Origin of the sequence: Paenibacillus sp. S29, assembly GCF_049319765.1 — a bacterium.
Classification (GTDB): Bacteria; Bacillota; Bacilli; order Paenibacillales; family Paenibacillaceae; genus Paenibacillus; species Paenibacillus polymyxa_B.
On record NZ_JBMOUI010000009.1, the window covers coordinates 25,080 to 48,504 of the forward strand.

Annotated in this window: 19 protein-coding genes; 2 read left to right on the forward strand and 17 right to left on the reverse strand. The window is 45.1% G+C overall.

Annotated elements, in window-relative coordinates; genetic code table 11:
* Positions 1 to 21 precede the first annotated feature (21 nt).
* The 7 genes from ACL9RM_RS16310 to ACL9RM_RS16340 all read right to left on the reverse strand — a co-directional run bounded on the left by ACL9RM_RS16310 (position 22) and on the right by ACL9RM_RS16340 (position 9,310).
* A complete protein-coding gene (locus ACL9RM_RS16310; RefSeq protein WP_250266672.1) occupies positions 22 to 1,692 on the reverse strand; it encodes a response regulator in 1,671 nt (556 codons plus the stop codon).
* Positions 1,693 to 1,711: 19 nt separating this feature from the next.
* Positions 1,712 to 2,581, reverse strand: coding sequence for a CheR family methyltransferase (locus ACL9RM_RS16315; RefSeq protein ID WP_235309957.1), 870 nt, complete (start codon positions 2,579 to 2,581; stop codon positions 1,712 to 1,714).
* 79 nt (positions 2,582 to 2,660) lie between these two features.
* On the reverse strand, positions 2,661 to 6,380 hold the full coding sequence (locus ACL9RM_RS16320) for a response regulator (RefSeq protein ID WP_250266673.1): 3,720 nt from the start codon (positions 6,378 to 6,380) through the stop codon (positions 2,661 to 2,663).
* Complete coding sequence (locus ACL9RM_RS16325; protein ID WP_028541849.1) at positions 6,364 to 7,545, reverse strand: PP2C family protein-serine/threonine phosphatase; 1,182 nt, start codon at positions 7,543 to 7,545, stop codon at positions 6,364 to 6,366. Before ACL9RM_RS16325 ends, ACL9RM_RS16320 begins: the two co-directional genes overlap by 17 nt.
* Before the next feature lie 235 nt (positions 7,546 to 7,780).
* Positions 7,781 to 8,122: a general stress protein gene (locus ACL9RM_RS16330; RefSeq protein ID WP_023990277.1), complete on the reverse strand. Its 342-nt coding sequence runs from the start codon at positions 8,120 to 8,122 to the stop codon at positions 7,781 to 7,783.
* 96 nt (positions 8,123 to 8,218) lie between these two features.
* Entirely contained in the window at positions 8,219 to 8,737 is a 519-nt protein-coding gene (locus ACL9RM_RS16335; RefSeq protein ID WP_061831467.1) for a hypothetical protein, read from the reverse strand.
* Positions 8,738 to 8,788: 51 nt separating this feature from the next.
* The gene (locus ACL9RM_RS16340) at positions 8,789 to 9,310 is read right to left on the reverse strand and encodes a DUF948 domain-containing protein (protein WP_250266674.1); all 522 of its coding nucleotides are present in this window, start codon (positions 9,308 to 9,310) and stop codon (positions 8,789 to 8,791) included.
* Positions 9,311 to 9,570: 260 nt separating this feature from the next.
* Between ACL9RM_RS16340 and ACL9RM_RS16345 the strand changes: the two genes are divergently transcribed.
* Positions 9,571 to 9,738: a DUF1328 domain-containing protein gene (locus ACL9RM_RS16345; protein ID WP_028541846.1), complete on the forward strand. Its 168-nt coding sequence runs from the start codon at positions 9,571 to 9,573 to the stop codon at positions 9,736 to 9,738.
* 125 nt (positions 9,739 to 9,863) lie between these two features.
* Here ACL9RM_RS16345 and ACL9RM_RS16350 read toward each other — a convergent pair whose 3' ends face one another.
* Both ACL9RM_RS16350 and ACL9RM_RS16355 read right to left on the reverse strand, forming a co-directional pair.
* Positions 9,864 to 11,030, reverse strand: a complete 1,167-nt coding sequence (locus ACL9RM_RS16350; RefSeq protein WP_250266675.1) for an SH3 domain-containing C40 family peptidase — start codon at positions 11,028 to 11,030, stop codon at positions 9,864 to 9,866.
* Positions 11,031 to 11,221: 191 nt separating this feature from the next.
* Positions 11,222 to 12,091, reverse strand: a complete 870-nt coding sequence (locus ACL9RM_RS16355; RefSeq protein ID WP_250266676.1) for a cation diffusion facilitator family transporter — start codon at positions 12,089 to 12,091, stop codon at positions 11,222 to 11,224.
* 410 nt (positions 12,092 to 12,501) lie between these two features.
* Between ACL9RM_RS16355 and ACL9RM_RS16360 the strand changes: the two genes are divergently transcribed.
* Positions 12,502 to 12,687: a hypothetical protein gene (locus tag ACL9RM_RS16360; RefSeq protein WP_029517162.1), complete on the forward strand. Its 186-nt coding sequence runs from the start codon at positions 12,502 to 12,504 to the stop codon at positions 12,685 to 12,687.
* Between the two features lie 156 nt (positions 12,688 to 12,843).
* Here ACL9RM_RS16360 and ACL9RM_RS16365 read toward each other — a convergent pair whose 3' ends face one another.
* The 8 genes from ACL9RM_RS16365 to isdC form a co-directional block, all read right to left on the reverse strand.
* Complete coding sequence (locus ACL9RM_RS16365) at positions 12,844 to 14,472, reverse strand: ABC-F family ATP-binding cassette domain-containing protein (protein WP_061831472.1); 1,629 nt, start codon at positions 14,470 to 14,472, stop codon at positions 12,844 to 12,846.
* A gap of 283 nt (positions 14,473 to 14,755) precedes the next feature.
* Positions 14,756 to 15,535 carry an ABC transporter ATP-binding protein gene (locus ACL9RM_RS16370; protein WP_250266677.1) on the reverse strand — a complete coding sequence of 260 codons (780 nt, stop codon included), beginning with the start codon at positions 15,533 to 15,535 and terminating at the stop codon, positions 14,756 to 14,758.
* Complete coding sequence (locus ACL9RM_RS16375; protein WP_069290386.1) at positions 15,525 to 16,508, reverse strand: FecCD family ABC transporter permease; 984 nt, start codon at positions 16,506 to 16,508, stop codon at positions 15,525 to 15,527. The genes ACL9RM_RS16370 and ACL9RM_RS16375 overlap by 11 nt, the downstream gene beginning before the upstream one ends.
* 14 nt (positions 16,509 to 16,522) lie before the next feature.
* Positions 16,523 to 17,482 (reverse strand): heme ABC transporter substrate-binding protein IsdE, encoded by a 960-nt coding sequence (isdE, locus tag ACL9RM_RS16380; protein ID WP_061831475.1) that lies wholly within the window; start codon positions 17,480 to 17,482, stop codon positions 16,523 to 16,525.
* Between the two features lie 158 nt (positions 17,483 to 17,640).
* The gene (locus ACL9RM_RS16385; protein WP_250266678.1) at positions 17,641 to 21,633 is read right to left on the reverse strand and encodes an NEAT domain-containing protein; all 3,993 of its coding nucleotides are present in this window, start codon (positions 21,631 to 21,633) and stop codon (positions 17,641 to 17,643) included.
* An 89-nt stretch (positions 21,634 to 21,722) separates the two neighbouring features.
* Positions 21,723 to 22,220 (reverse strand): NEAT domain-containing protein, encoded by a 498-nt coding sequence (locus tag ACL9RM_RS16390; RefSeq protein ID WP_025718714.1) that lies wholly within the window; start codon positions 22,218 to 22,220, stop codon positions 21,723 to 21,725.
* Positions 22,221 to 22,252: 32 nt separating this feature from the next.
* Entirely contained in the window at positions 22,253 to 22,720 is a 468-nt protein-coding gene (locus tag ACL9RM_RS16395; RefSeq protein ID WP_025718712.1) for an NEAT domain-containing protein, read from the reverse strand.
* Between the two features lie 72 nt (positions 22,721 to 22,792).
* On the reverse strand, positions 22,793 to 23,308 hold the full coding sequence (gene isdC / locus ACL9RM_RS16400; RefSeq protein ID WP_250266679.1) for a heme uptake protein IsdC: 516 nt from the start codon (positions 23,306 to 23,308) through the stop codon (positions 22,793 to 22,795).
* Between the last annotated feature and the right edge of the window lie 117 nt (positions 23,309 to 23,425).

Consider the following 23,425-nt stretch of genomic DNA (forward strand, 5'->3'; position numbering starts at 1 on the left):
AACACTACCAAATGCCACCATCTAGGCTTCATTGATTTGATCTTTACCCGGCTGCATTGGAAAATGGTCCGGAGAATGCCGTAGCAACGCCTGTTTTACACTGCTGATTTTAACGGGCTTACTAATATAATCGTTCATCCCAGCTTCAATACATCGAGGCTGAATACCCTCCATGACGTTAGCCGTCATGGCGATAATGGCAGGTTGGGATCTTCCCGCCAATTGTTCACGCACTCTACCCGTACACTCCAGACCGTCCATCACAGGCATTTGCAAGTCCATAAAGATATAGTCATAGTCCTGATTCGCCATGACCATATCAAGCGCCTGTTGCCCATCTGCTGCCACATCTGAAGCTAAACCGAGCTTATCCAGTATATTAACCATTAGCTTCTGGTTGATCGGATGGTCATCCACCACCAGTACAGGTTTACGACTTGGAGACTCCTGATGTGGAATTTCCCAATCGTGGCTGGACTCCCCCTCCAGTTCATTTTCCTCAGCAAAGCCAAGCTTCATTGTAAAATGAAACGTCACGCCTTGTTCTCCGCTCGTATCTACACGGATATCTCCGCCCATCATATTCACCAAGGTTTTACAAATGGCAAGTCCTAACCCGGTACCACCATATTTACGCGTCATTGAAGAATCCAGTTGGGAAAAGGGCTGAAATAGCCTTCCGACCTTAGCCGAATCAATGCCAATGCCTGTATCCTTCACAGAAAACTCAACGGTAAGTCCATTGTCACTGTGCTCTTTGACAGATGCGAAGACATATACCCCGCCTCGGTCTGTAAATTTGACGGCATTGGATACCAGGTTAATCAATACTTGTCGCAATCGCCCCATATCTCCATATAACACCGGAGGCATCTGTTCATCGAGAAAATAAACCAGCTCCAAGTTCTTTCGGTTGACTTCTACTGTAAACAGGCTGAAAACTTCCTTGATACAGGAAACCAGATCAAAAGGATATTCCTCTACCTCCATTTTGCCTGACTCCAGCTTGGTAAAGTCCAGAATATCATTAATGACCGCTACCAGCGCGTCTGCGCTACGACGGATGATATCAGCATATTCCTGCTGATCGGTCTGCAATTCTGTCTCCATCAGCAGATCAATCATGCCAATAACGCCGTTCATAGGTGTGCGGATCTCATGGCTCATCATTGCCAGAAATTCCGTTTTGGCATTGGCAGCAATCTCTGCTGCCTCCTTGGCGGCAATCAGTTCGCTGTTCATCTTCTCAAGCTCCTGCGTCTTGTGGTGAAGCAGCATGGATTGTGTCTTCAAGCGTTTGTTTGTCAGATACATTTGCACGAAGCCTTCAATTTTGGACTTGAGAATTTGAGGGATGAACGGCTTCACCATATAATCAATACCACCGGCCGAATATCCCGCAAACAAATGCTCAGCTTCCTTGCTGTTAGCTGAAATAAAGATGATCGGAATATCCTTTGTTTTCTCTCTGGCCTTGATTAACTTTGCAGTCTCAATTCCATCCATACCCGGCATCTGCACATCAAGGACTACAAGTGCGAATTCATCTTTTAATAGACATCGCAGCGCTTCTTCCCCGGATGTGGCTTTTACCAGATTATATTGTTCACTCTCCAGCACCGCCTCAAGAGCGAGCAGGTTCTCAGGTCTGTCATCTACCAGCAATATATGAATCGGTTCATGAAGCCCCATGGAATCCTCCTAAGCATCTCTATTTAATCTTCCGGTATATTTTTTCTATCCGGTCCAGCGGCTCGTAGGAATCACTATAATCGGTAAAATGTATGGATTCCTTGGCCCCAAGCACCAACACACCAAAATGACTTAAGCTATCATAAAACAACCCATGTACATGGTTGCGAAGTTCGTCGTTAAAATAGATCATGACATTCCGGCAAAAAATCACATTGAACTCGTTAAAGGACCGGTCTGTCGCTAAGTTGTGCTCCGCAAAAATAATATTCTTCCGTAAAAAAGGATGAAACATCACTGAATCATACTTGGCTGTATAATATTCAGAGAACGATTGTGTGCCCCCGGACTCCAAATAATTTTTGGTATACAGCTTCATTCGGTCGATCCCGTATACGCCTTCCTTCGCCTGCTGTAAAGACAGGTTATTCATATCCGTCGCATAAATGCGAGCCTTATCATATAAGCCTTCTTCATGCAGCAAGATCGCCATAGAATATACTTCCTCACCAGTGGAACAACCTGCATGCCAGATTCGAATGTACGGATACGTTCGCAAAATAGGAATGATTTTCTGCCTGAAGTTCAGAAACAGCTCCGGGTCACGGAACATCTCGGTCACCGGAATGGAAAGGCTTTGTACCAGTCTATCGAAGGCGCTGCGATCATGCAGCACCTTCTCCTGTAGTCCTGATATCGTGCTTACATTCTCGGACTGCGCATGATAATAAACACGCCGCTTAATCGAAGGCAGAGCATAGTTACGAAAATCGTAGCCGTACAGCCGATGTATACCTTCCAGCAACAGCTCAATCTCAATCATTTCCCGCTCAGTATCATTCGATTTCACTTCATTAGCAGCATTATCCGCCATATCCTTAGATGTCATAATCTCTCTCCAATTCCTAAATAGGTTTTGCCTATGCCGCTCCAATCATGTGTCGATTTATATTACCCATTTTTTTGGGTTACGAATACAACCAAACCCGCATTAATGATAAAAGCTGTTCGGTTTGAATCGGTTTTTTCACATAATCGGAAGCGCCTGCCTCAATACACTTGGAACGATCATCCTTCATGGCCTTGGCTGTCAGGGCAATAATAGGCATCTTCTCGAATTGTGGCATTAGCCGGATACGTCGCATCGCTTCATATCCATCCATTTCCGGCATCATCATATCCATCAGCACCAGATCAAAATCAGGTGTCTGTTCCAGCAGTTCCAGTGCTTCTCTTCCATTTTCCGCAAAGGTAACCTCCATACGATAGCTTTCCAGCACACTGGACAGAGCAAATACATTGCGAATATCATCGTCTACCAACAATATTTTTTTACCTTCAAACAGTTCTTCCTTGTTGTATAGCTTCTGCAAAATTTTGCGTTTGTCCTCAGGAAGGTTCGCCTCTACACGATGCAAGAACAACGTTGTTTCGTCCAAAAGCCGTTCCGGCGATTTAACATCCTTAATAATAATAGACTCTGCATATTTACGAAGTTGCGTTTCTTCTTTGCTATCCAGATCTTTGCCTGTATAAATAATGATCGGCAGATCAGTTAGCTGCTCATTCTCTCGAATACGATCCAGCAGTTCAAAACCAGTCATATCGCTCAGCATCAGATCCAGTACCATGCAGTCATACCGCTGGGTAGCCAGCTCATTTAGTGCTTCCTGACCTGTCGATACCGCCGTAATGGCAACATCATCATGATCGATCAGCTCAATAATGGATTTACGCTGATTATCATCATCTTCAACCACAAGAAGACGTTTGACCATCTGGTCCGTATACGATTTGATATGTGAAAATGCTTTATCCAGACTTTCCTTCGAAGATGGCTTTTTGAGATAGGCAATCGCGCCCATCATCAAGCCCTGCTTCACATCATCTATGACCGAAATAACATGCACTGGAATATGACGTGTCGATGAATTTCCTTTTAGCTCGCCCAAAATGGACCAGCCATCCATCACAGGTAATTGAATATCTAATATAATAGCGTCCGGCAAATAAGACTGAGCCATGTTGAGCCCATCGTCTCCTTGGAGAGCGATCAGGGCCTTAAAGCCCCGACTACGGGCCATATCGTACAAAATATTAGCAAAATTAATATCATCCTCAATAATCAGCAGCACTTTATCCTGTGAGGTAATCTCGTTTCGGTCGTCCCCCGGATGAATAATGTCCGCTGCTTTGTTTTTCGAAGGCATCTGATATAATGGCAATCGTTTAGCAGGCATAATCATGGGAAGATCCGTTTCTGCCGAGGCTGCGACATTCTCAAAATCCGAATTCACAACCGTACCGTTAAATTCCTCTCTCGAATGAGAATCCATATCCTCAGCCGTTGGCGTTTGTTCCGGCAAATACAGTGTGAAGCAACTGCCCTGTCCCTGCTCGGATTCCACCGTAATAACGCCGCCCAACAATCTGGAAAGCTCGCGGCTGATCGACAGACCTAGTCCTGTCCCTCCGTACTTCCGGCTGGTTGTACCGTCTACCTGCTGGAAGGCTTCGAAGATCAGATCCGTTTTATCGGAAGCAATCCCAATGCCCGTATCACGCACGGATAGAGCCAGATAGGATCTTCGTGGATTTAGCAGACCGGGAAGCTGCTCTCCGTTTGCCCGGGATACATTGAAAGTAATAGAACCTTCCGTGGTGAACTTGAACGCATTGGACAGCAAATTACGTAAAATTTGTTTGAGACGATAACCGTCACTGATAATGGCATCCGGCAGGTTCTCTTCGATTTGGGTATGCAGTTGAAGCTCACGTTGGGCTGCAACCGGAGCAAAATTCTGCTCCACAAACAGTTCCAGTTCCTTCAAGTGGACCGCTTCATGGTTAATATCCATTTTTCCAGCGTCTACTTTGGATAAATCCAGAATTTCATCAATCATTTTCAACAAATCGGCGCCTGACATATAAATGGTTTGTGCATATTCCACTTGCTTTGGCTTGAGATTGCCTTCCTTGTTCTCAGACAAGAGCTGAGAAAGAATAAGCAAGCTATTTAGCGGAGTACGCAGCTCATGAGACATATTGGCCAAAAACTCGGATTTGTATTTGCTTGTAATTCCTAGCTGCATTGCCTGTTGCTCCAACTGAGCTCGTGCATGTTCGATCTCGTCGTTCTTTTCTTCCACTTCTCGAACTTGTTCTTCTAACGCTCTAGTTTTGGCAATCAGTTCAGTATTAAAATGCTCCAATTCTTCTTGTTGACGTTGTAACAATTCCTCTGAACGCTTGAGTTCTTCTGTTTGCTCCTCCAAATTTTCGTTGGAGCGCTTGAGTTCCTCTTGCTGAGTTTGTAGCTCCTCAGATTGGCATTGCAATTCCTCAGTAAGTGCCTGGGATTCGCGCAGCAATTGCTCTACACGCATCCGTCCCTTGATATTGTTCAGAATGATTCCCAGGCTCTCTACTAATTGAGCAAACAGCTTGGTTTCCAGATCACTGAAGCGATCCAGTGACGCTATTTCTACAGCACCGATACACTCATCCTCGAACAAAATAGGAAAAATCATAATTCCCACTGGCTTACTTTCTCCTAAGGCAGAGCCTATGGACAAATATCCGTCAGGAGCCTCTGTAATCAAGATCGGCTTACGATCCAGAACACATTGTCCGAGCAATCCTTCGCCCACATGGATAATGTCCCTAATCGAATTTTCGCCAGTCACCTTTGCATAGGAACCGTATAACTTAAAACGGTTGTCTTCTACATCTTTCCCTTGCAAATAGATGGCTCCATAGCTGCCTCCCAAGATGGGCGTAAACTCACTAATGAACATCTGAGCAACCTGCTCCAGTGAATTTACGCCACGGAACAACTCAGTCACCCGAGCAGTATTGGCATTAAGCCAAGTTTGGTCCTTCTGCGTTTGAAGGACGGAATGTTCAAATTTCCGCTTTTCTTCCAAATCTCCGGCCATTTGTTGAAATACACGAGCGACCTCACCAATTTCATCTTTGGAGGCAACACTTATTCGGCTGATGGCCCTGTACTTTCCCTTGCCAAAACCATTAATCATGAGATTCACGACATTTAGACCTTTGGCAATGCTTGGGAGCACCCACAAAATAACCAGTAAGCCCATGATCAGGCCGGCGGCCATCAGAATTGTGGTAATCTGCACAGATTCTTCATACGCCAAATTGGCCTGCTTCATGTCGCTATCAATTTCCCGATCCTGAAAAACGGCAAGGGCATTAATACTATCCATCGCCTCTTCTTGGGCAGGCAAACCAGTACTATTGCGGAAAGCGTTAGCCTCATCAATACGATCTTGCCCCAACAAAGAAACCAGTCTTTGTTCGTAACTTAAAAATTCATTCCACGCGACGGCTACCCGATCAACCTGCTGTTGCTCTTCACTGGTGCCGGAATTCGTTTGCAGACTAGCCAGCACTTTCGTTCCAGTAGCCGAAATATCGTCCAGCTCGCGTTTGGCCTCACTAACGGAGGAACCTGGATTCAAGATCAGATTGGCCATCACTTTGGCCATATCATTCACCTGCCCGCGAATAGCTGTTGTTTTCCGGACCTTCATATATCGATCCTGATAAACCTGGTTTAGCTGTTCATTCAGGCTCCCCATCCGGTCATAGCTGATTAGCGTCAGCACAAGGAGGATCGCCATAAGCGATCCAAAGCCGATCAGCAGTTTATTTCTGATTTTCATGCAAGCTCTCTCCCTCTTTCAATGAAATCCAGATCAGGCACTTATCATCATCGCGATCCTGTGGCGTCTCATTACGAAAAAATGCATCCAGCATCGCTTCTTCGTTCCATTCCTCATACTTACGTAGACACTCAGTCAGATACTCTAACTGCTCCTCATATTCACCTTCCACCGCTTCCAGCAAGCCATCCGTATACAAAGCGATATGTCCAGTTCCTTCATAATGAATCGTGTGCATTTCTGCATCAATCTTATCAAACAAACCAACCGGGCTACATGCACGGTCAAATTTGGTAATGCTGCCATCCTGGTTGAACAGCAAACCGGGAGGATGTCCCGCATTTACATAGTCAATTCGCCGTGAACGGGTATCAATCACCATATAAATCGCCGTAAAATAATACTGTACCAGCTGCTTGCCCAGATCCAGTTGATTAAAACGACGATTCAGCTCTTGTATGACTTTCTCAGGCTCCACATATGTGGTCACCGTATCCTTAAGTACAGACGCAATGAACATGCAGAACAACGAGGAAGAAATGCCATGCCCCATCATATCAAGCAAAATGATGGCATATCGCCCCTCCCCTAACGGATACCATGAATATAAATCCCCTGCCAGTTCAAAGGAAGGCTGATAGAGCGCATTCACTTGCAGCACTGGGTCATGGATGGCAGGACTAAGCACCGCCTGCTGCACCATCGCGGCCAGCTTCAACTCATCCTGAATTCGCTGATCCCGATCCTTATGCCAATCCTTCTCCTGTTTGAGACGCAAGGCAGACCGGATTCGCGCCATGAGCTCTACCTTGTTGATCGGCTTCGTGACGTAATCGACGGCTCCCACATCTAGAGCTTCGGCCAATTTTTTGGAATCTCCTACCGCCGTTACCATAATAATCGGGATATCTTTTAAATGCTCATATTCCTGCACAATACTGCAAGCTTCAATGCCGTCCATTTCAGGCATCATCATATCCAGCAGCACCAGATCAATATCGGAAGGACGGGGCCGAAGACTAATGGTACGGTCGCCGATTCCCAGATGCTCCAACATTTCTGCGGCCGAGCTAGCAGAGATCACATCCCGATAATTTTCTTTTTTCAGTATTTCACGAATAATAATGACATTCGTCGGGTTATCGTCAACAATTAGAATTCTCATTGGCCTCTCCTTATCTGTAACTCATGTATTATACTATACCTGCTTAAACGGCAACACCCTTGTTGATTGGAAGTAGTGTTTCCGTAAGAAGGCATTCCAAAAACATAGATAAGGAATGAGGCTAAAACCCCATTCCTTATCTATGTTTTTGGAGGACCCGCGAAACACTTGTGCTGCGGTCAACATCCTCTTTTTCGAATCTAATGTCACTCTGCTTTTATGTTGAACAGCAATATCACGCTTTTTTAGCAATGACCAGCACTTTACCCTGATCCAGTTCTTTTTCATAAAAGTCAGCTTCGGTATCTGTAAATCCCAAAGAAGTAATTTTAGCGCGAAGCTCATCGCCACGGGAACGGAACAAGTTGGCTAATGAATCGAAAACGCCCTCTTCCTTAATCCCGATTTCCTTGGCATCCACCGTATCAGCAATACGATCTGTCCGATCCTGATCATGAGCGAGCACGAACACATCCTCATAACGATAGCCCGTGTTACGCAACTCATTTACTGCTTCAACGGCTTGTACACCGTTATCTACCACTTTGGCATAAGATTTATGATTGGTCTGATTCATGTTTCTCACGCTCCTTTAAGGATTGACTTCTCTGACTATTACACTTCACATATCCATTTGAAACTTCCATGTTATGTCACGCCTCGTAAAAATCGATTACCACTCCGTTTCATCAAAAAACTCAACATACTTAGGTTTATCAGACGTCTCATCCATAAACACTTTGATTGCACGTTGTCCGCGTACATAGACCTCTCCGTCTTCCGCCGTGAATTGCGAGCCACCCAGCGCCTGATCCAGCGTTTTCCGTTGCAGCGGCAGCCACTTATCATTTACCTTGATTCGACCAGCAGCAGGATCTACATGCACATAAGAAACGACGTCCTCACGCATACCTACGACAACATCTGGATATTGGTATTCTGTAGAAAGCAGCAGCGTATCTTTTTTGACTCGTATTGGCTTACCCAGTTTTTTTAATACATCCGCACGGGTATCATCCAGAGATATGCCATTTAAGGTATGAAAATCTGCTGGTACAGCATGTGGAGCGGGTATCGTCTGCACAGTCCTAACCATATGCCCCGCTGTTTGCGGGGAAACGGTTTGCTGAACCGTATCCTGTCCGGAAAAGGGAGTGAGCAAACCAGCAGCTAGTAATAACGTCTTCATCATAAATCTCACCCTTTCAATGAATTTCCTGTAGTTTACGGTTCAGCCACTATGCTACTGACGCATTTTCTGCCACACCCCAGCAGCGATGTCTACATAACCCAACCAGTTTTTACCCGGTTTGGCCGCAGGTTCCTCATACGTCGCATTGTAGCTCTGAACCGTCCGCTCCGTTGCGGTCAAAGGTCTATTCGGTGTCGTTGCCTTGATCGCGTGATCCGTTCTGGAGGTATTACTCGTAGCGCTATGCGATTTCTGAAACCGTGTCATTAACGCTGTTGAAGCCTGCTTGGCAGCCAGCGTCACTTCGCTGAGTACCTCTCCCAAGTTTCTAACCGATTCCATCACTGGCTCCACTTGCTTCAATTTATGATCAACGTCTGCGGTGATGTCATTCGCATGTCGAACCGTTTGTTTTACTTCATAACTCAGTTCATCTATCGTTTTTTGTACATCCTGCAAGGTTTGAGTCACCTTATCCAGAGAGCCTTGTGCTGCTTTTAACGTTTTGATGAGGAAAATAACGAGAACTGCAAATGCGATAGCAATAATAAAAATGCTGACCTGTGTTAACATAGCGTAACCTCTCTTTCGTCTTTCACGATGATGTTTATGATTACTGCATAGTTACCCTTTAGATTCAGACACGAAACAACGTCCAGGCTGGCTTCTTCTCCGCTCCAAACGTTATGATTCACGGACTCTCGCACCGTTTAAAACACCATATAACGATGGCACAGCCACGAATAATCTATAGAAGTCATTGTCATCTGCAACCACGCTCTATCGGAGCGTGAGTATGCCACATTATATACAATTAAAGGAGGATACAGAACATGCTAAAATGGTCCGCTTTATTCTTAATTTTTGCTGTGATCGCCGGGATCTTAGGTTTTTTTGGTATCGTCGTGTCCATAGCTGCTACAATCGCTAAAATATTATTTGTGATATTTCTGGTGTTGTTCGTCATTTCACTCTTTACCGGAAGAAAACGGGTTTCATAGTTATCGGATGCTAGCTGCACAAGAGCAATATTCTAAATGTTTATCAAAAAAGGATGTTCCCACCCTGGTTAACAGGGCTGTGGAACATCCTTTTTTGATGCAGCTTTTTAACAGTTAGCAGCGCTCTATTGAATCACGCTGCCCCCAAACAGGAAACGATCCTGCCAAGGCTTGCTGAAATCCGTAACTTTTACACCGCCACCCGCTACAGAAAACGTATGGAGAAGCTTGTTGTCTCCCAAATATACAGCTACGTGTGTAATCGTTTGGGAGGAATTATCCAAGGACGTGTACGCCCCGGAAGATGCATTATAATTTGTAAAGAAGAGCAAATCGCCACGCTTCAGCGTAGTTATGTCCGTATTCGGCTGACTGTTTTGCTTGATCCACTCACCCTGTGAACGAGAATCTGCCGGAAGCTGGATACCTACAGCCTGACGGAAAATTTGACGGGTAAATGCCGAGCAATCAAAAGTAGCCGTACTGTTACGATCTGAACCATATTCATATGGAGTTCCAAGATAAGTCATCCCCGTGTTAATAACCTGCTCTATTGCAGCCGCTGCATCACCGGAAAACATGTTCATAGTTGACACAGGAGAGGCTGTCGCAGGTATAGCGGTAGTATCAGGAGTGGTTGTCACCGGAGCAGACACAGGCTGCTGCACAACAACGCCCTCACCAATACGAATATACTGTGGAGACGAGCTGACGTAGCCCACCGTACCATCAGCATTGGTAACCTTGAACCAATAAGCATTACTTGGGTCGGTAATCGTAACGACATCCCCTGCATTCAAATAGCCCAAAACCTCGGAAGAAGTGGATGCCTCCGCCCGCAAACGAACGGACGTTTGAATCGTGGCTTTCGTTTGACCGGCAGAACTATTCACTGAGGCCACTGCCTCTTTAGCTGAAACATTTTTAACTGACTCTGTGGCTTCCGATTTACGAGTGGTAGACGGGGTGACAGCAGCAGCGACGCTGGTAGCGCCAATTTTTATGTACTTGTCGGAGCTGCTAGTGTATCCGGTTACTCCATCAGAAGTCTTGATCTTATACCAATAGCTGTTCGTTTTCTCCAATACCGTTACGGCCTCTCCCTGCTTCATAAAGCTGACTACATCCCCTGTAGTCGAAGGACCGGATCTAAGCTTTACAGCCGCCTGAATAACCGCCTTCTGTCCTGTGGATGCTGTTGGTGCCGCTGCGTCAACCTGACCCGGCGCCACATGAATTGCTGCCAACAGCGCGGCTGACGTCATGAGCATTCCCATCACGCGTCTTCTCAATGTTGCACCTCCTGGCTGTTTTTACGAATTTGAAGAGCATATCCAATTCCGACGAATATAGCCGGACATGCCTTCATTATAGTAAAAGCAGCAGGAAGAGAGATATAATCCAAACGTCACAAAAGGAAGCGTATACGGCTTTTGCATATAGGTCTAAAGTCACTTTTAATACTAACTATTCAATAATTAATCTATAATTTGGGTTCTACATGAACATGGACATGCATTGTATTATGAACCTCTTGCAGGCGTTCCTCAATCCGGTCGCTGATCCGATGCCCTTCAATCAGGCTGAGTTGCGGATCTACCTCAATGACCACATCCACCAGCGCATGATTGCCGTGTACACGTGCCTTAACGTCCCGAATCCCCTCTACTCCAGGTATACAGGCAATCGTACTCCGTAAGTCAAACAGCTCTTGCTCATCAAATCCATCGGTCAAGCTGTGCGTGGAATCCTTAAAAATATCCCATGCTGTTTTACATATGATGAATCCTACCGCGATCGCAGCTACAGTATCCAGCCAAGGTAGCCCGAACTGTGCGCCGATAATGCCAACTGCTGCCCCAACACTGACAAGTGCATCCGATAGATTATCCTTGGCCGCTGCCAGCAAAGCCTTATTGTTAATTTGCCGTGCCAGTCTGTTATTGTAAAGGTACACTCCCAGCATAATCACCGCACAAATCACAGCTACACCCGCGGAGGTGATATCCGGTATTTGCTTTCCGCCCTTAAAAATGCTCCCGATCCCATCAATAAGCACCTGCAAACCGACGACAGCCATAATAAAGGACGCCAGCAGCGCCGCGATCGTTTCTGCCCGAAAATGTCCATAGGCATGGTCAGAGTCCGGTGGTTTTTGGGAAATTCTCAGCCCCACCAGTACAGCAACCGACACTACAATATCGGTGACATTATTGAAGCCATCCGCCCGCAACGCGCTAGAAGCAAATATATATCCGCTAATCAGCTTAAAGGCGGACAGCAAGAGATAAGCAGCAATGCTCACCCACGCCCCACGCTCACCTTTTCGTATTTCTTCATAGACATTTACCACAACGTAGGACACTCCTTCAAATATATAGTTTCCAGCAGAACGATCTCACCGGGCCCAAAATAAAAATAGCAGCATCGCTGCCCTGAATAATAACAATTTGTCTTTGGTTAACTGTTATTTTCAGGATAGCAGACGAACTTTGTGTGGGTCTAGAGAAACAGTCTTTCCGCTCTGCATCGCTGTAGTAACAACGAAAAAGTATTGCCAGACCCCATTCCTGTAGGTTACACAAAACATTTTTTCCTTCACACAAAAAACATACGTTTTCTCTTCCACCCCACCCGAGATGTGTGTTATCATTGTTGCCCTTGTCCCTTCTTTTAAAAACGTATAAAATGAGGACACAGCCGCGTTTTTCTTCAATCCAGCATGATTGACATGAATCTGGCGGCAACAGGAGGAATTTATTCATGAGCGATGCCAATGAACCACGTAAAGTTAATCTCGCAGATGCCATTCGGGAAAAGCTGGCACAAAAAAAACAGCAGTCCGGCGCTTCACAGCAGGGCGGCTTTCAAGGCGGTTCCACCAAAACACTGAAAAGCCAAAATACGAAGAAGCCGAACAACCAACGCCGTCGTACAGGCGGATCATAATCCACCTCATAGCCTTAATAGGGTATCAAAGGTCTGGCGTACCTCACTGCCAGAACCAAGTAAGCTATGGGCATGGTACAAAAACGAAAAAGAGGAGTCTCCCTGCCATCTTAATGGCCTGAAGGAGCTCCTCTTTCGTTTATCTAGTTGCTGAAGTTAGCCGATTTCTACCGGATACATACGTTCACGCAACTTTGTGATTTCTTCATTTTCCAAGTACTCATCATAGCTCATCGTACGGTCGATTACGCCGTTTGGTGTAATTTCCACGATGCGGTTCGCGATCGTTTGAATAAACTGGTGGTCATGCGATGTGAACAATATAGTACCATCAAAATCAATCAGACCATTGTTCAGCGCTGTGATGGACTCCAGATCCAAGTGGTTGGTCGGTTCTTCCAGCAGCAACACATTGGCACCGTTCAGCATCATTTTCGCCAGCATACAGCGAACCTTTTCGCCCCCGGACAGCACACTTGCTTTCTTAAGCGCTTCTTCTCCAGAGAAAAGCATACGTCCCAAGAAGCCGCGCAGGAACGTTTCGTCCTGATCCTTGGAATATTGACGGAGCCATTCCACAAGATTCATGTCCACACCTTCAAAATAGGTGGAATTATCTTTCGGGAAATAAGCCTGGCTAGTTGTAATCCCCCAAGAAAATTCTCCGCTGTCTGCTTCAATCTCGTTCATCAACACCTGGAAGAGCGTCGTTTTAGGCAAACCGTTCGGACCCACAAACGCGATTTTATCGCCCTTGTTCACAACCAGACTGAACTCGTTCAACACTTGCTCGCCTTCAACGGTTTTACTGAGACTGTCTACGGTCAGCAGTTGTTTGCCTGCTTCACGCTCAGGCTTGAAGTTAATGAACGGATATTTACGGTTTGAAGGACGGATATCGTCCAGCGTAATTTTATCCAGTTGCTTTTTACGTGAAGTTGCCTGTTTGGACTTGGAAGCATTCGCGGAAAAGCGCTGAATAAAGGCTTGCAGTTCCTTGATCTTTTCTTCCTTCTTCTTGTTCGCATCACGAGTCAATGCAAGCGCAAGCTGGCTGGACTCGTACCAGAAGTCATAGTTGCCGACGTACATCTGGATTTTACCAAAATCGATATCCGCAATATGCGTACATACCTTGTTCAGGAAGTGACGGTCATGGGATACAACGATGACGGTGCCTTCATAGTCCATCAAGAAATTTTCCAGCCATTGAATGGATTCGAGATCCAAATGGTTGGTAGGCTCATCAAGCAGCAAATTGTTGGGACGACCAAACAACGCTTGAGCCAAGAGAACGCGTACCTTGTCGTTCCCGCTCATCTCAGACATATTTTTATCATGCAGGTCACGCGGAATACCAAGACCGATCAGCAATGCAGCTGCATCCGGCTCGGCATCCCAACCGTTCAGCTCTGCAAATTCGCCTTCCAGTTCACCGGCACGCAAACCGTCTGCTTCGGAAAACTCCGTTTTAGCGTACAGCGCATCCTTTTCCTTCATGATTTCATACAGACGCGTGTGACCCATAATAACGGTTTCCAGAACCGGGAATTCATCGTATTCATAATGGTTCTGCTTGAGGACTGCCATCCGTTCGCCCGGTGTCATGTGAACCTCACCAGAATTGGCTTCGATTTCACCGGAAAGAATTTTCAAAAAGGTGGATTTACCCGCGCCATTCGCCCCAATCAGGCCGTAGCAGTTCCCAGGAGTAAATTTGATATTTACGTCTTCAAAAAGTGGGCGTTTACCATAACGAAGCGTTACGCCGCTTGTACTGATCATATAAGCATACCATCCTTATCATTAGTAAAGTGCTAAACACAAAATTACCGACGGCAATAGTATAACACACAAAAGATCGGATTCGAACCGTAGTATAAGCATAACCGCCCCTGAATCTCATCCAATATCTTATAAATAAAATAAAAAATGCTTCTGTCTCCACGATTGTCACCTGACAAACACATGGATCAGAACCATTTTCATGTTTTAAATTCGTTGAGATGCCGTGAGGACAGACGCGTTATTCAGTCGCAGCATTGATTGTTCTGTGCGCTGGTAAACGTCAGGAAACCCCAACACCTATCGGAATGAGGTACATGCCCGCTTCATCATCCTGTTTGATTACGACCTCCACGTCATAGACCGCCTGGATCAGCTCAGATGTAACGACCTCTGTAGGTGGGCCGTTCGCTATAATACGCCCTTCCTTCATGGCAATCATCACATCGCTATACCGAATAGCCTGATTGATATCATGCAGCACCATCACGATGGTCAGTCCATGTTCCTGGTTTAACTGCCGAATGAGCTCTAAAATTTCAAGCTGGTAGTACATATCCAAATAGGTGGTCGGCTCATCCAAAAATAAAATTGGCGTCCGCTGTGCCAAGGCCATTGCAATCCATACACGCTGCCGTTCTCCTCCTGAGAGCTGATCCAACGTGCGAGTTCTACGTTCGTCCAGGTTAGTGCAGGCTATTGCCCACTCGATCGCCTCCTCATCCTCATCACGTCTCGCTGTGAACATGTTCTTATGCGGCAACCTTCCGAAGCTGACGAGCTTTTCTACAGTCAAGTCGGAAGGTGCCTCATTCTGCTGATGGACTACTGCCAGTTGACGGGCCAGCTCCTTGGGCTTGTAGTGGGCTATCTCCTTGCCGTCCAGAATCACCTGGCCCAAGCGGGGAACAGCATTGTTGGACATCACGCTGAGCAGCGTCGATTTGCCGCATCCGTTGGGACCAATTATGGTCGTAATCCGTCCCGACTCAATAACAGCATTAATAGCGTGCAGACGATCCGTTTTCCGATCATATGAGAAGGTTATATCCTTAATGTCCATAGGTGCGATCCGCCTTTCGGATCAGGAATATCAGGAACGGCCCGCCAATGACGGCCATAATAATAGAAGCCGGGATTTCATTGGGAGCAAGCACTGTCCGCCCCAGTGTATCCGCGAGCAGCAACAGCAAGCCGCCGCATAATGCGGAAAATGGAATCAGCCACTTATGATCCGAGCCAACCAGGTAGCGGGCACAATGCGGAACGAGCAGGCCGATAAAGGCAATTACTCCTGCGATGGCTGTAGCCGTTGCTGCAAGCAGCACTGCAATCACAGAAATCAAAAGTCGTGCGCGCGTTACATTGAATCCTAGATTTTTAGCTGTTTTATCTTGAAGAGACAAGAAATTGCACCAAGAGAACACGAGCATGGCTAAAATTAGCCCAATCCCGCCATAGGTCACAATAACCTCGACATCTACCCATTTTTTCATAGACAAGGTTGATGTAGTGACCTGGTTAATGCTGGTGACCGCATAACTACCTCGATAGTTAAACGACTGACCTAGACCGGAAAAAATAGCGTTCACAGCTACCCCGATCAGAATGAGACGAATCGGATGCAAGCCAGATTTCCACGAAAACCCATAAACCATTAGGCAGGCTAACGCACCGCCAATAAATGAAAAGAACGGCATCCAGAAATAAAGCGCCGGAAAGACCGTCACCGCAATCAGCGAGATCAATGCCGCTCCCGAAGAAATGCCGATAACCCCAGCATCTGCCAGCGGATTTTTCATGACGGCTTGCAGCAAAACACCCGCTACTGCAAGGGCTGCACCTGCCATTACGGACACGAAAATTCTCGGTAGTCTCAGGTCCTTGACCACATTCACCTGATCATCTGTACCTGTCCACAATCCGGTCACCAACTGACTCAAATCCACCTTGAGACTGCCTGTCATCGCTGAATACAGCATGACGCCAACGAGCAAGACAATTACAACAATAAGGCTCCAACCTTTTTTGGACATGTCATCAGCTTCCTTTAATTCGAAGGATACAGCATTTTCATCAGCTCATCCAGCGCCGAGTTTGCCGCTAAATTCCCTGTTGTGCCAAACAACGGTTCAGGCAGATCATAGACATGCCCATTTTTCACAGCGTTGAAATGCTTCCAGATATCATTAGTTTTGAACTCTTCATCGAACATTTTCACTACTTCATCCGGCATCCCGTGTGCAGCGCGCAAAATGATATCGGGGTTGGATTGCTGCAAGGCTTCGGTATTGTGGGCAATGAACTCCACCTTCTCGCCCTGAACCACATTGGTTCCACCTGCAATTTTAACCAGATCCCCAATATAGGAATGCTCGGTAGCCACCAGATAGCTTCCCGGTACTCCCAGCAAAATCAATACTTTAGGGGATTTCTTCCCTTTGATCTTTTGTTGAATCTCGGCTACTTTCGCATCCAAAGCTCCATTAATCTCTTTGGCCTTATCGGCTTTGCCAAACGTGTCTCCCAGCTTTTGAATTTCTTTTTGCATATTTGCGAGACTTTCAAAATTTAAAAATTCGGCATTGATTTTCAAATCTTTAAATTTAGGCTCCAGATCATATTTCAGTGTCGTCACCGACAGTACGTCCGTCGGCTTCAATGACATCACTTTTTCCATATCAGGACTCATCGGATTACCCACATCAGGCACATCCTTGTAACGGTCAGGCAGCACTTTCGTGCTTGTCGGCTTGCCTGCCAAATCCAGGCCCAGTGCATCCGTGATTTCCGCAATGGCTACCGTAGTCGCCACAATACGAGGAGCTTGAGCTTTACCGTCAGACGACTTTCCGGTTGCATTAGATGTTGCCGCTGATTTCGAACCATCGCTCTGGTTCTGCCCGGCCTGTGCCCCTCCCGAACATCCAGCCAGCAACAAGATCACGATGCCGATTAACATATACAAACCAAACGTTTTTCCTTGAGCCAATGCTATATACCGTTTCATGAAAATCCAGTCACCTCAATTCAAAATATAGAAAAACAGTAGGAGCCCCAACTTTTCGGGTATGTAAATGCTGACAAGTCTTGATGCCGGGGCACCAAGACTTGCTCGCATACAAACTTTGCTGTTATTCAGACTTCATCGATTATCACAACCTGAGGCTACTTCGCTTTTAGGCTTTCTTCATCAAATTGGAACTGAACTGTATACCAGTGATCATACGGCACTCCGCCAAGGACCAAACCAGGCACAATGACGTGTGTGTAAGCACCCATTTTCTGAGACAAGTCCCCTACCTCGAATTGAACGACACGTGTATCGCCGGATGTCGAGATTACTTCCACATCTTTCAGGGTACCGTTTTGCTCCACTTGGAGAGCTGGCATCCAGGAACTATTTTTCAAAGTAATTTGAATATAGCGCTTGTCTCCCTTTTCAATCAGTGTAGCTGGCTTGTCGAGATAACCGTCCATAACGGAAGCTTCACTCGTTTTATCTTTAAATACATTGTAATTAATCGTGTATTGCTTCTCGGAAGCCGTTTGAACCGGTTGCTCAACTACTGGTTTTGTTTCAGCCACAGATGCAGTTGTTTCTGCTGCCTTGTCCGTAGAAGCTGCTGTTGGTTCAGTTGCGGTTGCAGTTGTAGCTGCATTGACCCCCTCACCTTTAAGCGATGCACGGTCAAATTGAATCTGTCCGCCGAATTTCTCATTTAGAATGTATTTCTCAGGCAGATATACCTGTGTGTACACACTCAACTTTTTATCCAGATCAGGCACTTCAAACGCAATAGTGTGCGTGTCACCTTTTGTGTCGGAAGCCACAATCGTTGGATTAGCATAGCGGCCTTCAAAGTCCGTTTGGAATAATTTCAAAGCCTGATTGTCCGTTACGGTTACATGGGCCTGGACCTTACCATTTTTTACAATCAACTTCGCCAGACTCTGTACAAATGGAGCCACCAAAGAATCCTTATCCGTTCCGTTTGCAAGCACACGGAAGTTCGCAGTGTACTCTCCATCGGCTAAGTTATTTTTCCCCTGTTCTACTTCGTCTGCTTTGGTTTCGTTGTGATAAGATACATTACTGGTATCGAATTTAAATTCAAAATCGTATACCTTCTCTACCCGATCCTCAGTCTTAAAGACCATCGGAGTGGCACTTGCCACTTTAGGGGCTTCATAGACAACCAGTTGGCCTTTCACATTGTTTTTAAAGTCATTTACGCTAAAACGAACGTGCTTCGTATTGCTTGCTGCATCTTCCTGGGTCACTTCTGCGTCTCGGTAGTCCCCGCTTGCATTGTCCCAAATGCGCAACGCCTTCACTTCATTACTGTTTTGCAGCTTCAGACCTACAAACCGTTTGTCGCCTTCCACGACCAATTGCGCCGATTCGTCAGTGATGAAGCGTTGAGCCGGAGAATCCACTGCTGTTGAGCCATCTGACAATACAATACTGAATTTCAAAGCATATTTGCCATTGACAAGCTTGTCAAAATCCAATTTGACGATAGGATCTGTAGCTCCTGTAGAGGAAGGCTCGACAAAGCTGCGAATAGTAGCAGGCTCGAATTGAAATTGCACATCATATACGTGATCATATGGGATGCCACCCAAATCCAATCCAGGTACGATCACATGTGTATTCACTGTCACTTTATCCGAGAGATTTGGCACTTCAAATTGTACTGTTCGTGTATCTGCGGAGGTCGATTGCTCAACCACCGGAGCTTCTGCACCATTTACTTTAAAGGTTTTGATCCAGCTGCTCTTGTCCATTTTGATCTGAATCACATTTTTACCGGACTGTCTTAACAGCGTGGCTGGTTTTTGCATATAGCCATCCATCACAGATATTTCATTGCTTCCATTTTTGAGGACGGAGAAATCAATGCTGTATCTCCCGTTTTCAGTCACGGGAGTTGTACCGCCATCAGTCCCTTTTACCGTGATGCTGCTGCGGTCAAATTGCAGACGAAGCTTATGATCCATCTCATAAACCCCACCCGGGTAGGTCGTGCTCACGTGTACTTGTGCATTCAGAATAGCATCCAGATCCGCTACCTTGAATTTCACAACACGTGTATTAGCATTCTTGTCCTCACTTACGATATCTGCATCTGTCAACGTTCCGTTTTGTTCTGTTTTGAACTCCGTCACTGTGGCGCTGTCTTTGATGGTAAAGGAGGCTTCATACTTGCCTTTCAATGCCGTCAGTGTCGCTGGAGATAATAAATATTGCGCCATTGCCGATTTTTGATCCTTTGTTGCGTGCAATGCATCGAAATGGATTGAATACGTTCCATCAGCTAAAACCTTCCCGGGCGTACCTGGCGTCCCAGGATCAACCGGGGATGTTGCCGTTCCTAATTGGAGATCGACATTATATGTTTCCACATAATTTAACTCAGGCCAGTTGATGCTTACCCATGCATTCAGCTTGGCAGGCACTTCTTTAACCTCAAATTCGATAACACGTGTATTCGCCGTTTTGTCTTCACTTACTGTAGAAACATTAGTTAATAGTCCATTTTGTTCTACCTTAAAGCCGTCAATCTGTTTGCTCTTTTTCAAAGTAAACTGTACATATTTCTTGCCCTTACGTTCAACCAGGGTACCCGGTTTTTCTGTATATCCATCCATCATGGACTTTTCACTTGAACCGTCTTTTAACAGCGTAAAGTCCAGATTTGACGTTACTGGAGTTGAACCGTTGTCCGTTCCTGGCTGGTCAAATTTAAGGCGTATTTTGTGGTCTGCACTATACGTACCCATGAGAATATGGACTTGTGCGTTCAAAACTGTATCCAGATTCGCTACCTTGAATTTCACCACGCGCATATTGGCTGTTTTGTCCTCACTTACAATATCCGCATCCGTCAACGTTCCATTTTGTTCTGTTTTGAATTCCGTTACTGTAGTGCTGTCTTTAATGGTGAAGGAAACTTCTTTTTGCCCCTTCAATACCGTCAAAGTCCCTGGAGACACCAGATATTGCGCCATTCTCGATGCTTGATCTTTTGTTGCATCCAGCACATTAAAGTTAATAGAGTACGTTCCATCCGCCAAGGTCGGTGGTGCACTAGGGTCAGGTGTAATACTTGTGTCAAACTTGATTTGAACATGATACCAATGATCGTATGGTACTCCTCCCAGTTCCAAGCCAGGCACAATCACATGAGTGTAAGCATTCAATTTATTGGATAAGTTGCTTACTTCAAACTCAACCGTACGCTGATTAGCGTCACTAACCTCTGAAATAGTTGCTGCTTCTACAAATTTACCGTTTTGCTCTGTTTGAAATGAAGGAATCCAGCTACTGTTATTAAACGTCAGTTGAATATACCATTTATCTCCTTTTTGAACGAGCTTTGCAGGCTTTGAGGCGTAACCGTCCATTACAGAAACTTCTTCTGATTTATCCTTCAGTATTGTGAAATTAAGGACACCCGGTTTCAAGGGAACTTCCGGCTCAGGTGAAGGGGTAGGGGGAGTTACGGGTCCCTCTTTTACAGCTATAGTTGATGGATCAAATTCAATCCAGTTTTGTCTGAGTCTATTATTTAAATTGTAATTCACATCAATTTTCTGTTCCAAATTATACACATCAAATGTTACTGTTCGTGGTTCATACGTCTTTTCCCCTTTTACTAAATCTGAAATATGGGCAGGAACGGTTTCTCCGTTTTGTCTAAATTCGATATCTGTAAAGGGAGTATTAGGATTGTCGAGAATTAAAGAAATATGATACGTAGCCTGCCCTACAGTAGAACTCTGTTCAACCGTCAACGTAGCTGGCTTTAGGAACATATCATTATAAGGGGAAGTCACTACCCCTGACACCTTGCTTTCACTTTTAACAACGTAGCTAATAGAATATTCATTAGTATCCTTCACAGTGCTGGAACTCTGTGAGTCTGCGGCTGCTACTGTGTAAGCACTTGCCACATCTACTGTTGGAACCACTTCTTCTGGATTTGGCTCTATCGGATATACATCTTGCGTCACAGAGGGCTCGGATACACCAGATTCAGTTGATGAGCTTGTCTCATCAGAAGCAGATACGGTCGGAGCAAATGGGAAAACAACTGAGAGCAGCATAACAATAGCTGCAAACGTCATTAAGTATTTTTTTAATTGCCTTTTCAAGTGTATTAATCCCCCTACTTAAAATATACTCATTTGGAGCTCAATAGAATTCCAAATGAGTATAAGATCAATGTATAATTACTCCACTATTAGATGGAATCTTCGTCAAATAAAAATTGAACAGTGTAATCGTGATCATATGGAATGCCGCCAGTGTATTCTTTAGGCACACTTACATGCAACTTAACATTCAATTTTTGGGAAAAACTACTTACAGGGAACTCTACTATTCTTGTATCACCTGAGGTACTTACCACAGTCGCATTCACATACTGGCCGTTTTGTTGCGTTTTGAATTCAGTGACCCAAGCACTTTTAGTAATAGCTACTCTAACTTTGTATTGACCATTATTAGCGATTAATGTAGCGGGTTTGGCGACATAACCGTTTGAGTCCATGTATGAGGTTTCATTGGTACCATCTTTGTACACTGTATAATCAACGTTATACGTTCCATTAGGCAAAGCCGCGTTCGCTTTATTGGCAGAAAATGGAGCTAGTACCACAAAAACAAGCGCTGCCATCAGTACAGTAAGCATTACTTTTTTCAAAGATAATTTTTCCATACGATTCATAATCATGTTCATGTTCTTAATCTCCTTTTACGTTTTATTTTGGATTAGATTTCGTCGAATTGCAGTTGTACATCGTACTTGCCTGTGTAGCCGATTACTGGAATTGTGATTTCAGCGTAAGCATTCACTTTTGCATTCAGATCAGCAACTTCGAATTCCACTACACGAGTGTTGTTCGCAGTATCTGTGCTTACCACAGTCGCATCTTGCAGTACGCCATTTTGCTCTACTTTGAACGTTGTAATCAGATTGCTGCTTTTCACAGTCAGACGAACGACATTTTTGCCATTAGCTACCGTAACCTGAGCAGGCTTCGTCAGGTAGCTATCCAATCGAGAAGTTTCATTGGTTTGATCCTTCAGAACGGTATAGTCTACGTTATACGTGCCGTCGGCTGCTGCCGCTTTAGCTGAGAATGGAGCAACGAGTGCAAAAACAAGCGCTGTCATGATCAATGCTACAAATACCTTCTTAAAAGAAAATTGCTCAAAGCGATTCATTACCATATTCATATCTACACACACTCCTCCATTTTTTATGCTTCAATTTGTGTTGATTTTATGAACGATAAAGATGGCTTGAATTTACTTCTTGGAAGATTTAGTTGATTTCGCTGACTGGACGGCTGCTATTTTTTTGACGCTTTTGGAATCAAAAGCGAAGCGGATCGTATAATCATGATCGTAGTTATACGCAGGGACAGTAACATGGATTTTAGAGATTAACGGGCTGTTCACACTCGTAATTGGAAATTGTACGGTGCGGGTATCGGTTTTGGCATCCTTATGGATAACCTTTGTATCGATGATTTTGCCTTTGTAATCTACTTTAAACCCAGTTGTCCATTCGCTATGATTCAGCTTAATTTGCATGGTCATTTGACCTTTTTTTACATACAACTTAGCTGGTTTTTCAAAATAATCATTAGCCATGGACACCGAATCATTTTCTGCCTTGAGAATATTGTATTTGAGCGTGTATGTACCATCCGCCAATGTTGGAGAAGCCGCAGCGGCTCCTACAGATGACGAAGTTGGCCAAAAGCTCAGCACACTCACCAGCAGAAACACAGCAATAATTGCAGAATACCCCTTCTTCATTTTGACAGCAGTCCCTCCCCACGAGAATAAACTAATTGATTATCATTCTCAATTGATAATTTAAAAAAAAATAGCTCTTTTCGAGCTTGTCTCCCCACCTCTCTATTCCATAATTTC

Excerpts from the sequence above, each read along its gene's own strand:
- isdC (WP_250266679.1), bottom strand. The coding sequence starts at position 23,308 with ATGAAGAAGGGGTATTCTGCAATTATTGCTGTGTTTCTGCTGGTGAGT.
- ACL9RM_RS16395 (WP_025718712.1), bottom strand. The coding sequence starts at position 22,720 with ATGAATATGGTAATGAATCGCTTTGAGCAATTTTCTTTTAAGAAGGTA.
- ACL9RM_RS16330 (WP_023990277.1), bottom strand. The coding sequence starts at position 8,122 with ATGAATCAGACCAATCATAAATCTTATGCCAAAGTGGTAGATAACGGT.
- ACL9RM_RS16340 (WP_250266674.1), bottom strand. The coding sequence starts at position 9,310 with ATGTTAACACAGGTCAGCATTTTTATTATTGCTATCGCATTTGCAGTT.
- isdE (WP_061831475.1), bottom strand. The coding sequence starts at position 17,482 with ATGAAACGGTATATAGCATTGGCTCAAGGAAAAACGTTTGGTTTGTAT.
- ACL9RM_RS16375 (WP_069290386.1), bottom strand. The coding sequence starts at position 16,508 with ATGTCCAAAAAAGGTTGGAGCCTTATTGTTGTAATTGTCTTGCTCGTT.
- ACL9RM_RS16335 (WP_061831467.1), bottom strand. The coding sequence starts at position 8,737 with ATGATGAAGACGTTATTACTAGCTGCTGGTTTGCTCACTCCCTTTTCC.
- ACL9RM_RS16320 (WP_250266673.1), bottom strand. The coding sequence starts at position 6,380 with ATGAAAATCAGAAATAAACTGCTGATCGGCTTTGGATCGCTTATGGCG.
- ACL9RM_RS16390 (WP_025718714.1), bottom strand. The coding sequence starts at position 22,220 with ATGAACATGATTATGAATCGTATGGAAAAATTATCTTTGAAAAAAGTA.
- ACL9RM_RS16370 (WP_250266677.1), bottom strand. The coding sequence starts at position 15,535 with ATGGACATTAAGGATATAACCTTCTCATATGATCGGAAAACGGATCGT.
- ACL9RM_RS16310 (WP_250266672.1), bottom strand. The coding sequence starts at position 1,692 with ATGGGGCTTCATGAACCGATTCATATATTGCTGGTAGATGACAGACCT.
- ACL9RM_RS16365 (WP_061831472.1), bottom strand. The coding sequence starts at position 14,472 with ATGATCAGTACAAGCGGCGTAACGCTTCGTTATGGTAAACGCCCACTT.
- ACL9RM_RS16345 (WP_028541846.1), top strand. The coding sequence starts at position 9,571 with ATGCTAAAATGGTCCGCTTTATTCTTAATTTTTGCTGTGATCGCCGGG.
- ACL9RM_RS16315 (WP_235309957.1), bottom strand. The coding sequence starts at position 2,581 with ATGACATCTAAGGATATGGCGGATAATGCTGCTAATGAAGTGAAATCG.
- ACL9RM_RS16360 (WP_029517162.1), top strand. The coding sequence starts at position 12,502 with ATGAGCGATGCCAATGAACCACGTAAAGTTAATCTCGCAGATGCCATT.
- ACL9RM_RS16325 (WP_028541849.1), bottom strand. The coding sequence starts at position 7,545 with ATGAGAATTCTAATTGTTGACGATAACCCGACGAATGTCATTATTATT.